Origin of the sequence: Pelagerythrobacter rhizovicinus (assembly GCF_004135625.1) — a bacterium.
In the GTDB taxonomy this organism is placed as follows: domain Bacteria; phylum Pseudomonadota; class Alphaproteobacteria; order Sphingomonadales; family Sphingomonadaceae; genus Pelagerythrobacter; species Pelagerythrobacter rhizovicinus.
This window is the reverse complement of record NZ_SDPV01000001.1, coordinates 630,930-643,181: the sequence shown is the minus strand read 5'-3', so window position 1 is coordinate 643,181 and position 12,252 is coordinate 630,930. Positions and strand designations below refer to the sequence as shown.

Genomic DNA, 12,252 nt, shown 5'->3' with positions numbered 1-12,252 from the left:
CGCGAACAGCATCAGCGGCTGCGACGCACGACGCGCCCGGTACGCGCATCGACGTCGATAAACGTCACGCGGCCGTCGCGGATGAACTTGAGACGATAGACCATGGCCGTCGAATCGTAGGCCGGCCCGAGATATTCCGAGCCCCTCATCTGCGGCAGCACGCGCCGTTCGATCTCGCGCAGCGGCAGGACGTTGCCGGCCCGCATTTCCTTGCGCGCCTCCCCCTGGTCGTCGCGCGACTGGGCAAGCGCCGGCGCGGCCGCAAGGCCGGAAACCGTCAGCGTGGCAGCGAGGCAGGAGGCAATAAGCTTTCGCATAGTGCCTACCTGCCTAGGCTGCGCGGATTGAACAAGTTCTGAATGCGACCCGCGCGTAGCGTTCAGCAAGGAAACCAGTGTGTTCTAGCGGGTCATCTCGAACTTGACGGTCAGCGTCACCATCGTCCCGACCAGGCCCGGCTCGATCGGCGTCGGGGCCTTGGCGTCGGCCGCCTGCAGCCGGGCGCCGGATTCGGCATAGGCCATCGGCCGCCCCGGAACGACGGTTTCGTTCACCTCGAGCAGGCGCACATCCGAATAGCCCGACCAGCGCGCGTATTCGAGCGCCTGCTCGCGTGCCTTGTCGAACGCCGCCCTGCGGGCCTGCGCACGCGCGGCGTTGTCATCATCGAGCGAGAACGTCGGACCGCCGATGTCCGTCGCGCCCGCCCTGACCAGCGCATCGAGCACTTCGCCCGCGCGCGGTATCTCGCGCAGCGTCACCGCGACGCGGTTCGACGCCTGATAGCCGCGGAACACCTGCCTGCGGGTGGCCTGGTCGTAATCGTACTGCGCGCCGAGATTGATGCCCGTCGTCTGGATGTCATCGGCATCGATTCCGAGCGCCTTGATCCGCTCGATCACCGCGTCCATCCGCTCCGCGTTGAGACGCATGGCCTCGACCGCGGTCGGCGCGTCGGTCGTGACCCCGGCGCTGACGTCGACGATATCGGGCGCAGCATCGACGGTCTCGCTGGCGTCGATCTCCACCACCGGGCCTTGGGCCTGGATCTGGATCTCGGCAGCCTGCGAAGGCGCCGCGAGCGTGGCGGTGGCGAGCAGGGGAATGGCATATCGGATCATGGCGGCACTCCTGTATTATATCCGGCACGTGATGGGGATTGATCGGTTACGCGCGGATGAACCGGGTTGTTCCTGCGACGGATCGCGGCGATAGGGTCGGCAGAAACCAGACGGAGGGGTCCCTTGCCTACCTTGAATTTGCGCGCCCTACTTGCCGCCTGCACGCTCGCCTGCAGCACCGCGCTCGCCGCCCAGCCCGGCATGGAGCCGGTTCCCGACCGCGCTGCGAGCGAAGGCGAAGGTCCCTACACCACGCTGGTGGTCCGCGGCGCGACGATGATCGACGGCACAGGCGCCCCGCCGATGGGGCCGGTGGACATCGTGGTCGAAGGCGACCGCATCGCCGGCGTCCACCTGACCGGCGCGCCGCAGGAGGTGCTCGACGGCGCCAGCCGGACGATCGACGCCAGCGGCATGTACGTCCTGCCCGGCTTCGTCGACGTGCATGGCCACAATGGCGACCCGGCGAAGGCGCCGCAGCCGTCCTACGGCTACAAGCTGTGGCTGGCGCACGGGGTGACGACGGTGCGCGGCGTCTCGTTCTACTTCGGCCCGGACCAGCCCGACATCAGCGACGCGGCGCGCAGCGAAGCGAACACGATCGTCGCCCCGCGCCTGATCCCCTACGCCGCGTTCGGCGACAAGTGGGACGGCGGCACGCCCGACACGCCCGAGGAAGCGCGCGCCTGGGTCCGCTGGATCAAGCAGGCGGGGTTCCATGGGGTGAAGTTCTTCAATTCCGAAACGCCCGAAGTGCTGGGCGCTGCGCTGGACGAGGCGGACAGGCTGGGCCTCGGCACCGTCGCGCACCTCGCGCAAGTCGGCGTGGCGCAGGTCAACGCGCGCAAGGCGGTCGGGCTCGGGCTCGACGGCGTGACGCACTTCTACGGCCATTTCGAAAGCCTGCTGAAGGACGGCACCGTGCCGCAGTACCCGGCCGGCTACAACTATCTCGACGAGCAGGACCGCTTCGGCGAAGTCGCCAGCCTCGCGGACCAGATCGTCGCGCCGGGCAGCGAGAAGTGGGACGAATACGTCGACTTCCTGGTCGAAAGCGGCGTGACTCTCAGTCCGACCTTCAACATCTACGTCGCCAGCCGCGACGTGATGCGCGCCCGCACGCTCGAGTGGCACGACAAATACACCCTGCCCTCGCTGATGAACTTCTACGAGCCGAGCCTGACCAACCACGGCAGCTACTATCACGACTGGACGACCGAGGACGAAGTGGCCTGGCGCCATTTCTACCGCCCCTGGATGCGGCTGACCAACGAGTTCAAGAACCAAGGGGGCCGCGTCAGCGCAGGCTCGGACCCCGGCTATATCTACCAGACCTGGGGCTTCGCCTATATCGCCGAGCTGGAAATGCTGCGGGAGGCCGGGCTCAGCCCGCTGGAGGTAATCCAGGCCGCGACGATCAACGGCGCGCGCGAGATCTACGAGCCGAAGGGCGTCGAGCCGCCCATCGGCAGCATCCGCGCCGGCAAGCTCGCCGATCTGGTGATCGTGCCCGAAAACCCGCTCGACAACCTCAAGGTCCTCTACGGCACCGGCCACAAGCGCCTGAACCGCGAGACGAACCAGATCGAGACCGTCGGCGGCGTACGTTGGACCGTCAAGGACGGGATCGTCTACGACGCGCCCGCCCTGCTCGAAAGCGTGGCCCGGATGGTGGAGGAGCAGCGGGCGGCGCAGGGACAGTAGCCCTTCGCCGCTTGCGGCAAGGCGCGCCCTCGCCTACCTCGCGCGCCTCATGGCACAACCACCGATCCTCTCCTGGGAAGGCCTCGGGCTGCAGCAGGGCGGCCGCTGGCTGTTCGGCGGGCCCGAGCAGGCCGATATCGACCTGCATATCGGCCCGCGCGACCGGCTGGCGCTCATCGGCCGCAACGGCGCGGGCAAGACCACGCTGTTCCGCCTGATCGACGACCAGATCGAGGCCGATCGCGGCATCCGCAAGATCAAGCCCGGGACGCGCGTCGTGCTGCTCGAACAGGATCCCGACTTCACCGGCTGCGACACGCTGATGGACTTCGCGCTGCGCGGCGAGCACGCGCCTGCCGAACACGAGGTGGAGGCGATCGCGGGCCAGCTCGGCATCGACATGAGCACCAGGGCGAAAGGCGCGAGCGGCGGGGAGCGGCGCCGCGCGGCGATCGCCAAGGCGCTGGCGCAGGAGCCCGACCTGCTGCTGATGGACGAGCCCACCAACCACCTCGATCTCGCGGCGATCGACTGGCTCGAAGGCTGGCTCGACCGTTACAAGGGCGCGTTCGTGGTCATCAGTCACGACCGCACTTTCCTCAAGCGCCTGACTCGCGCGACGATCTGGCTCGACCGCGGGACGCTGCGCCGCAAGGAAGTCGGCTTCGGCGGCTACGAGGCATGGGAAGAGCAGGTCTATGCCGAGGAAGCGCGCGCGGCGGAGAAGCTCGATGCCAAGCTGAAGATCGAGGCGCACTGGCTCGAACGCGGCGTCACTGCGCGGCGCAAGCGCAATCAGGGGCGGCTCGAGAAACTGTGGCAGATGCGGGCCCAACGCGCGGCGATGATCGCGCCCAAGGGCACGGCGAAGCTCGGCCTCGCGACCGAGGAGGAGTTCAAGTCCAAGTCGGTGATCGTCGCCGAGCATGTTTCGAAGAGCTACGGCGATCGCAGGATCATCCGCGACTTCACCCTGCGCATCCAGCGCGGCGACCGGATCGGCGTGGTCGGCGCCAACGGCGCGGGCAAGACCACGCTGCTCAAGCTGCTGACCGGCGAGATCGCGCCCGACGAAGGCACGGTAGAGATATCCAAGAAGCTCACCGGGGTGATGATCGACCAGCAGCGCAGCCTGCTGGAAGGCGACAAGACGGTGCGTCAGGTGCTCGCCGAGGGCGGCGACTGGATCGAGGTGCGCGGCGTGCGGAAGCACGTGCAAGGCTATCTCAAGGAGTTCCTGTTCGATCCCAAGGTCGTCGACACCAAGGTCGGGATCATGTCGGGCGGCGAGCGCAGCCGGCTGCTGCTGGCGCGCGAGTTCGCCCGCAAGTCGAACCTGCTCGTGCTCGACGAGCCGACCAACGACCTCGATCTCGAAACGCTCGACCTGCTGCAGGAAGTGATCGCCGACTACGACGGCACCGTGCTGATCGTCAGCCACGACCGCGATTTCCTCGACCGCACGGTGACGCTGACTCTGGGCCTCGACGGAAGCGGCTTCGTCGACATCGTTGCCGGCGGCTACGAGGACTGGGAGGCGAAGCGGAAGGAACGCAAGGGCCCACCCCCAACCCCTCCCGCAAGCGGGAGGGCGGCGGGTCGCGCGAAAAGCCCCCTACCGCTTGCGGGAGGGGAGCGAGACTTGGCGGCGCAGCCGGCTAGTCGCAGCGGGGTGGGCAAGCCTAAACTCTCCTACAAGGACCAGCGCGACTACGAACTTCTGCCGGCGCGGATCGAGGAACTCGAAGCGGCCATCGTCCGCGGCGAGGAAATCCTCGCCGACCCGGAGCTCTACACGCGCGATCCGCAGAAGTTCGCCAACATCAGCAAGGGCCTCGAAAACGCACGCGCCGAGAAAGACGCTGCCGAGGAACGCTGGCTGGAACTGGCGGAAATGGTCGAGGGCTGATTCCCTCCAGCAGATCGCCCACCCGACAACAGCGGAGCCGTGCAGGTAGACACCGACGAGCGAACCGCGGAGGCGCCGGATGGCAAGTTCCAGCACCTTCTCGGCCTCGGGCGGCATGACGGCGCCTGTTGCTGGCTCTGCCATCGGCCCGTGCCGTTTAGATTGCCAAATCCCGCAATGCCTTCCGAATTCCCGCGTAGAGCGCGGCCAGATCCGCTTCCTCGATGCAGTACGGCGGCATGACGTACACGGTATTGCCCAGCGGCCTCAGCAGGAGGCCTTCCTTCCTGAAGTGGGCGAGCATCTGCGGTCCGACTGCCGAGAGATAGCCGGTGTCCCGCACCTCGACATCGAGGGCGGTGATCGTGCCGATCCGCCGTGCCCGCGCAACGCCAGGGAGCGACGCCGTCGCGTCCAGGTGGTGAGCCTGCCGGGCCGCGAGATCGGCTATCCGGTCGAGCACCGGCTCCTCCCGCCAGATCGCGAGATTGGCGTTGGCCGCCGCGCAGGCGATCGGGTTCGCGGTGTAGCTCGAAGAGTGATAGAGCGCGCGCGACCGGTCGGTGGAGTAATGCGCGTCGAAGATCGCCGGAGTCGCCATCGTTACCGCGAGCGGGATGGTGCCTCCTGTGAGGCCCTTCGACAGGCACAATATGTCCGGCACGACATCGGCTTGCTCGCACGCCAGCAGGGTGCCGGTCCGGCCCCAGCCGGTCATGACTTCGTCCGCGATGAAGAGCACGCCGTGGCGGGCACAGATCGCACGCATTTCGGCCAGAACCTGCGGGGAATAGATCAGCATGCCGCCGGCGCCCAGGATCAGCGGCTCCACGATCAGCGCCGCGGGCGCTTCCTCGCGGCAGATCGCCTCGAGCCGGTCGAGGGTCGCCTGCTCGGCGCCCTCGTGCGGGAACGGGATCTCGGTCACATCGAACAGCAGCGGGGCATAGGCGCGGTTGAACACGCCGCGCGCGCCGATCGACATCGCCCCGATCGTGTCGCCGTGGTAGCTGTGCTCCATCACCACGATCCGGTGGCGCGGCTCGCCCCGGTGGAGCCAGTAGCCGAGCGCCATCTTGAGCGCGACTTCGACGCTCGTCGAGCCGCTGTCCGAGAAGAACACGTGCGCCAGCGGGTCAGGCATGAGGTCGACGAGGCCGCGGGCCAGAGTCTCGGCCGGCTCGTGAGTCCACCCCGCGAAGATGACCTGATCGAGCTTCCCCGCCTGCTCCGCAATCGCCTGCACGATCAGCGGATGGCCATGGCCGTGCGTGGTGACCCACCACGAGGAAATGCCGTCGATGATCCGCTGCCCGTCTTCGGTCCAGAGGATCGCGCCCTCGCCGCGCGCCACGAGCGGGACGGGTTCGCCCAGTCCGTGCTGGGTGAACGGATGCCAGACGGGGCTACGCGTCATCGGAAGTCCTCGAGATCGAAATTGGCGCTGAAGGCGGCACGCAGCGCGGCGCTGTCGAGCGTGGGCAGATGCGGCAGCCGGCCGAGGCGCTTCACGCCACCGATCCGGCAGATGATCGCCTCGCTGTCCTGATGGAGCTCGCCAACGAACGCAATGCCGTGAATGGCGATCCCGCGCGACCGCAGCGCTTCTATCGTCAGCAGGCTGTGATTGATCGTGCCGAGCGCCGTGCGCGCGACGACGATGACCGGGGCACCCCAATCGGCGAAGAGGTCGAGATAGAGGTAATCGGCACGGAGCGGGACCGCTGCTCCGCCCGCGCCCTCTACCACAAGCGGCCCGGCGACGTCGGGCATCCGCAGACGAGCGGGATCGATCTCGATCTCGTCGATCTCGGCGGCGCGATGGGGCGAGCACGGCGTGGTGAGCCGGTAGGCCTCCGGCAGAATGCGGTCTGCCGGCAAGCCTGAAAAGCGCGCTATCGTTTCGGTATCGCTGCCCTCGTCCAGCCCTGCTTGGACCGGCTTCCAGTAGAAGGCACCGAGGCTCCCTGCGAGCGCTGCGGAGAACACGGTCTTGCCCACGCCGGTGTCGGTGCCGGTCACGACGAAGGTCCGGCTCATGCCAGCACCTCCCCGAGGGTGGCCGCAAGGCCGGCGATATCGTCGAAGCTCGCGTTGAGCGTGACCGAGATGCGCAGCCGCGCAGTCCCCGCCGGCACCGTCGGCGGCCGGATGCCGCGCACGTCGTAGCCGGCGGCCTGTATCGCCGCGGCGGCGGACATGGCCCGCGCGTCGTCACCTACGATGAGCGGCAGAATCTGGGTACCCCGGCAGACGGCGCCGAGCGGCGCCAGAAGGCGTTCCGCCTCGTCGATCCGTGCAACGAGCGCCTGGCGGCGTTCCGGCTCACCGGCGAGAATCCGCAGCGCCTCGCGCACGGCGCTCGCTATCAGCGGCGACGGGGCGGTCGAGAAGATGAACCCGCGCCCGCGGTTGACGAGGAAATCGCGCATGAAGGCAGGGCCGGTCAGCAGCGCGCCCTCGCAGCCGAGCGCCTTGCCGCAGGTCCGCAGGACGATGACGTTCTCCAGCCCTTCCAGATGCGCCGCGAGCCCCCGGCCCTCGGGTCCGAACACGCCGGTCGCATGCGCCTCGTCGACGAGCAGGAAAGCCTCGTGCTCGTCCGCGAGGGCGCGGAAGGCATCGAGCGGGGCCTTGTCGCCGTCCATGCTGTAGAGGCTCTCGACCGCGATCCAGACGCGGCCCCTTCCGCCGCCGCTGCGCCAGGCGCGGATCGCGTTTCGGAAGGCCTCAGGGTCGTTATGCGCGGCCGCGACGCACTCGGCGCGGCCGAGGCGCATGCCCTCGTGCGCGCTGGCATGGACGAGAGCGTCGTGGACCACGAGATCGCCGCGCTGCGGCAGCGTCGCGAACAGCGCAGCATTCGCCGCAAAGCCGCTCGCAAGAAACAGCGCGGCCTCGCTCCCGAAGAAGCGTGCCGCCTCCTCTTCCAGCAGCTCATGCTCCGGGTGGTTACCCCGCAGGAGCCGTGATCCGCCCGATCCCGTCGGCACCCCGCGCTCGAGTGCCTCGCGGATGGCACGAGCGATCCGCGGCGATCCGGCGAGCCCGAGATAGTCGTTCGACGAGAAATCCACGCCCCGCCGGGGTATCAGCCGGCGCAGGCGCTGCCGCTCCCCAAGGTCGGCGAGCATGCGCCGGTGGTCTGCCGCGAAGTCCGTTGCTTCCGAAATCATGCGAGCGCCCTAGCGTCACCCTCCTCGATGACCAGCCAATTTCTTTTCTCGGGAGCGGAGAGGAATTGACAAAAGGCGAGTCACGTATCATTTGAAGTTACATGAAACGCGACAGCCGCCTCTCCGGGGTCCTTCACATCCTGCTGCACATGGCGCGGCAGCCGGGGCCTCAGACGTCCGAGATCCTCGCCCGTGCGATGGAGACCAACCCGGTCGTGGTCCGGCGCCTGATGGCCGGGCTGCGCGAGCAAGGCCTCGTCCGCTCCGAGAAAGGGCACGGCGGCGGCTGGGTCATCGCCCGCGATCTCGAGCGGATCACGTTGCGCGACATCTACGAGGCGCTGGGCCAGCCGGAGATCCTGGCCTTGGGCAATCGCACCGAGGCGCCGGGATGCCTGGTCGAGCAGGCGGTCAATGCCGCGCTCGGCAGCGCTTTCGACGAAGCGGAGGCGCTGCTGCTGCGCCGCTTCGGCGAAGTCACCCTGGCGCAGTTGAGTGCCGACGTGGTCGCGATGATGCCGGATGCGACGGAGGCCATGACCCTGGAGAACGCACATGAAGCATGATGCCGTCATCGTCGGTGGGGGCTTTGCCGGGCTCGCCGCGGCGACGTATCTGGCGCGCGCCCGGCGCAGCGTCTGCGTGATCGACACGGGCCAGCCGCGCAACCGCTTCGCCGATGCGTCGCACGGCTTTCTGGGGCAGGACGGCAGCGACCCGCGCCATATCCTCGGCACGGCGCGCGCGCAGCTTGCCGCTTACCCGAGCGTGGAGATCCTCGACGGTGAGGCGGTTCAGGCCCATGCGGAGGGCGACGCCTTCCGTGTCCTGCTCGCCGGCGGAACCGAGCTGGCCGCGAGCAAGCTGATCCTCTCCTTCGGACTGCGCGACATCCTGCCCGAGATTCCCGGCCTTCGGGAACGCTGGGGCAAGACCGTGCTGCACTGCCCCTATTGCCACGGGTTCGAGTTCAGCGATCGCGCCTTGGGGGTTCTCTACCGCACGCCCATGTCGGTCCATCAGGCGCTTCTGATCGCCGAATGGGGGCCGACCACCCTGTATCTCAACGGCGCCGATCTCGATCCGGCGGACGCGGAAACGCTCGCCGCGCGCGGTGTCGCGGTCGAACCGGGCACGGTGACGCGGCTCGAGGGCGACGGCACCGCCCTCTCGTCGATCGCGCTGGAGGGCGATCACCACCGGCCAGTCGAAGCGCTCTACATCGCCCCGCAATCCTGCCTCTCCAGCCCACTTGCGGAGCAACTGGGAGTAGCGATCGAGGATGGCCCGTTCGGACCGCTGATCGGGACCGACGAGAGCAAGATGACCTCGGTGCCCGGCGTCTATGCCGCCGGCGATATCGCACGCGCGCCGCACAGCGTGAGCTGGGCGGTCGCGGACGGCGTGACGGCGGGCACCTCCGCCCACCGGGCGCTCGTGTTCGGCTGATAGATGGATCTGCTGTCCCCCTTCACCGATCCTGCCACGGTCGCGCATTATGCGGCGAGCACGCCGCAGAAAGTGCCCGGCTTCGCGGACCTTCAGCGCATGGCGATGCTACTGCTCGCGGAGCGCGCGCCTGCGGCCGCGGACATTCTCGTGCTCGGCGCGGGCGGCGGGCTGGAGCTCAAGGCCTTCGCCGAGGCGCAGCCGCGCTGGCGGCTCGTGGGCATCGATCCCGCGGCGGCCATGCTCGACCTCGCCCGAGACAACCTCGGCGCGCACATGGCGCAAGTGCGGCTGGTGCAGGGCCTGATCGACGATGCTCCATCAGGTCCGTTCGACGGTGCGGCCTGCCTGCTGACGCTCCACTTCCTGCCCAAGGCTGAGCGGCTGCGCACGCTGCAAGAACTGCGGCGCCGCATGGCGCCGGGCGCGCCGCTCGTCGTCGCACACCACAGCGCGCCGCAAGAGGGTGACGTCCAGACTTGGCTGGCTCGGTCGATCGCCTTCGCGAACCGCGTGACTGTCGATTTTGCGCAAGCCTCCGCGACCGCCACCACTATGGCGCAGCACCTGCCCGTCCTCCCGGCGGAAGAGGACGAAGCGCTGCTGGCCGAAGCGGGCTTTTCGGACATCGTCCTGTTTTATGCCGGCTTTTCCTTCCGCGGCTGGGTCGCCGCGGCATGACGGCCCTTCGCTGGACTCTTGTTTGCAGCGATATTACATACCGTTCGATATGGAACAGGTTGCTCAGAGAGGGCGCCCGCGGGAATTCGATACCGACGAGGCACTTGCCAGCGCGCTACGCGTGTTCTGGACCAAGGGGTACGACGGTGCCTCGCTTACCGACCTGACCGAGGCGATGGGCATTACCAGACCCAGCCTCTACGCCGCGTTCGGCAACAAGGAAGCGCTCTTCAAGCGTGCGCTCGATCTCTACCAGGAGGAGAAGCTCGCCTACGTCGAGAGCGCGCTGGCCGCGCCGACGGCGCGAGGCGTGGCAGAGCGCATGCTCGCCGGCACGATCGAGAACATCACCAGCGAATGCCCTGGCTGTCTGGGCGTGATCGCGACGGTCAGCTGCAGCAACCAGGACTCGCCGATCCGCGATGACGTCCACGCGCGCGTTCAGTCCGCTCGCTGCGCGGTCATCGAGCGGATGCAACGCGCGATCGACGAGGGCGACTTCGCCATTCCCGTCGAGGCGGAAGCGATGACGCGCTACCTTCTCGCGCTTCTGCAGGGGATCTCCGTTCAGGCGGGCTCAGGCGCGAGTCGGGACGAACTCAAGCGGGTTGCGGAGGCGGCTTTGGCCATCTGGCCCGGGCGCTAAGCGCCTGAAAATGCTGCGCTGCAGAAAAAAGTATCGGGCGGTACAGAACTAGCCCTTGACCTGAACGCCAGATTACATACTTATCAGTATAGAACGTTGCGGAGCGGTTCTGCGGGAGGCTTGTCGTGTCTCCGCGCGGCTGTTCCTCAGCATCTTTGCCCGACATCCACGCCCGGCCATCCGGGCCTCTGATTGCTCGAACAGTTTTACTCCTCCGGGTGCCTCGCTCCCCGGAACGGCTGCGTGCGCCCATCCAAGAGGGGCGGCAGGCGTGCAGAATTGAGGACCGCCAGATGAATGACCTGACGCCCATTGAGATGACGCAACTGGAGGACGCCGAGGATGCGAACCTCGGCTCACAATCGCGGTCGCGCCGGCGGCTGATGTGGATCGTGCCGCTCGTCGTCGCCGTAGCGCTCGCATGGTACCTGCTGCGCGGCGACAGCGCGCCCGCCGCAGTTCCGCCGCCGCCAGTGGTGACGGTTGCCGCCCCGCTGCAACAGGAAGTGACCGAGTGGGACGACTACATCGGCCGCTTCGAGGCGAGCCGCAGCGTCGAGCTGCGCCCGCGCGTGTCCGGCGAGATCACCGCCGTGCATTTCCGCGACGGTGAGATCGTGCGCAAGGGGCAGCCGCTGTTCACCATCGACCCGCGCCCCTACCGCGCCGCCCTGGCCGAAGCGCAGGCCGGCGTTGCCACCGCACGCAGCGACCTCGCGCTCGCCCGCACCGAGCTGGAGCGGGCGCGCCGCCTGATCGACGACAACGCCGTGGCGCAGAGCGAGATCGATGCGCTGGAAGCGCGGGTGACCGCCTCGCAGGCTGCCCTCGCGGCGGCCCAGGCACGGGTGCGTTCGCGCAGCCTCGATGTCGAGTTCACCACCGTCCGCGCTCCGATCACCGGGCGCATCTCCTACCGCCGCGTCGATCCCGGCAATCTCGTTGCCGCGGGTGATGGACCCTCCGCCACCCTGCTGACCACGATCAACGCGACCGACCCGCTCTACTTCACCTTCAATGGATCCGAAGGCCTGTTCCTCGAAGCGCGCCGCGAAGGACGCGAGCGCGGGGCACAGATCGACATCCGGCTGCAGGACGAAACCGACTATGCATGGCACGGCACGCTCGATTTCACGGACAATGGGCTCGATCCCAACTCCGGCACGATCCGCGCGCGCGCCGTGGTGCGCAATCCCGACAATTTCCTCTCCCCCGGAATGTTCGGCAACATGCGCATGGCGAGCGGCGGTACCGAGAAGGCCCTGCTCGTACCCGACACCGCGATCCAGACCGACCAGACGCGCAAGCTGGTGCTGGTCGTCGCCAAGGACGGCACGGTTGCGGCCAAGGAGGTCGAGCTCGGTCCGGTGATCGGCGGTCTGCGCGTGATCCGCGGCGGCCTTTCGCCGAACGACCGCGTCATCATCAAGGGCACGCAGATGGCCATGCCGGGCGCAAAGGTGACCCCGAAGGCCGGCAAGATCGCCCCGCCCACCTCCGACAAGCCGGAAACCGCCGTTGCCGGGGCACCTCCCGGCGAGGCGACGATCGCCGGCTGACGGCCCC

The 12,252-nt window shown here is 68.1% G+C and carries 12 protein-coding genes; 7 read left to right on the top strand and 5 right to left on the bottom strand.

Annotation, left to right across the window (positions count from 1 at the left end; translation table 11 throughout):
- Positions 1-11: 11 nt before the first annotated feature.
- Together ETX26_RS03090 and ETX26_RS03085 are read right to left on the bottom strand one after the other, a co-directional pair.
- Entirely contained in the window at positions 12-317 is a 306-nt protein-coding gene (locus tag ETX26_RS03090) for a PepSY domain-containing protein (protein WP_129523215.1), read from the bottom strand.
- Positions 318-401: 84 nt separating this feature from the next.
- Entirely contained in the window at positions 402-1,121 is a 720-nt protein-coding gene (locus ETX26_RS03085) for an SIMPL domain-containing protein (protein ID WP_129523214.1), read from the bottom strand.
- Positions 1,122-1,244: 123 nt separating this feature from the next.
- Between ETX26_RS03085 and ETX26_RS03080 the strand changes: the two genes are divergently transcribed.
- Positions 1,245-2,825: an amidohydrolase family protein gene (locus ETX26_RS03080; protein WP_225425477.1), complete on the top strand. Its 1,581-nt coding sequence runs from the start codon at positions 1,245-1,247 to the stop codon at positions 2,823-2,825.
- Between the two features lie 49 nt (positions 2,826-2,874).
- Positions 2,875-4,734: an ABC-F family ATP-binding cassette domain-containing protein gene (locus ETX26_RS03075; protein WP_129523212.1), complete on the top strand. Its 1,860-nt coding sequence runs from the start codon at positions 2,875-2,877 to the stop codon at positions 4,732-4,734.
- Between the two features lie 157 nt (positions 4,735-4,891).
- Here ETX26_RS03075 and ETX26_RS03070 read toward each other — a convergent pair whose 3' ends face one another.
- The 3 genes from ETX26_RS03070 to ETX26_RS03060 are packed head-to-tail and all read right to left on the bottom strand — an operon-like array spanning position 4,892 to position 7,910.
- Positions 4,892-6,151: an adenosylmethionine--8-amino-7-oxononanoate transaminase gene (locus ETX26_RS03070; protein WP_129523211.1), complete on the bottom strand. Its 1,260-nt coding sequence runs from the start codon at positions 6,149-6,151 to the stop codon at positions 4,892-4,894.
- Positions 6,148-6,774 carry a dethiobiotin synthase gene (gene bioD / locus ETX26_RS03065; RefSeq protein ID WP_129523210.1) on the bottom strand — a complete coding sequence of 209 codons (627 nt, stop codon included), beginning with the start codon at positions 6,772-6,774 and terminating at the stop codon, positions 6,148-6,150. Before bioD ends, ETX26_RS03070 begins: the two co-directional genes overlap by 4 nt.
- Positions 6,771-7,910, bottom strand: coding sequence for an 8-amino-7-oxononanoate synthase (locus tag ETX26_RS03060; protein WP_129523209.1), 1,140 nt, complete (start codon positions 7,908-7,910; stop codon positions 6,771-6,773). Before ETX26_RS03060 ends, bioD begins: the two co-directional genes overlap by 4 nt.
- 101 nt (positions 7,911-8,011) lie before the next feature.
- Between ETX26_RS03060 and ETX26_RS03055 the strand changes: the two genes are divergently transcribed.
- The 5 genes from ETX26_RS03055 to ETX26_RS03035 all read left to right on the top strand — a co-directional run bounded on the left by ETX26_RS03055 (position 8,012) and on the right by ETX26_RS03035 (position 12,245).
- Positions 8,012-8,476, top strand: a complete 465-nt coding sequence (locus ETX26_RS03055) for an Rrf2 family transcriptional regulator (RefSeq protein WP_129523208.1) — start codon at positions 8,012-8,014, stop codon at positions 8,474-8,476.
- Positions 8,466-9,359, top strand: a complete 894-nt coding sequence (locus ETX26_RS03050; protein WP_129523207.1) for an NAD(P)/FAD-dependent oxidoreductase — start codon at positions 8,466-8,468, stop codon at positions 9,357-9,359. The genes ETX26_RS03055 and ETX26_RS03050 overlap by 11 nt, the downstream gene beginning before the upstream one ends.
- Positions 9,360-9,362: 3 nt before the next feature.
- On the top strand, positions 9,363-10,040 hold the full coding sequence (locus tag ETX26_RS03045) for a class I SAM-dependent methyltransferase (RefSeq protein ID WP_129523206.1): 678 nt from the start codon (positions 9,363-9,365) through the stop codon (positions 10,038-10,040).
- A 49-nt stretch (positions 10,041-10,089) separates the two neighbouring features.
- On the top strand, positions 10,090-10,686 hold the full coding sequence (locus ETX26_RS03040; protein WP_129523205.1) for a TetR/AcrR family transcriptional regulator: 597 nt from the start codon (positions 10,090-10,092) through the stop codon (positions 10,684-10,686).
- Positions 10,687-10,979: 293 nt separating this feature from the next.
- Positions 10,980-12,245: an efflux RND transporter periplasmic adaptor subunit gene (locus ETX26_RS03035; RefSeq protein WP_129523204.1), complete on the top strand. Its 1,266-nt coding sequence runs from the start codon at positions 10,980-10,982 to the stop codon at positions 12,243-12,245.
- The last annotated feature ends 7 nt before the right edge of the window (positions 12,246-12,252 follow it).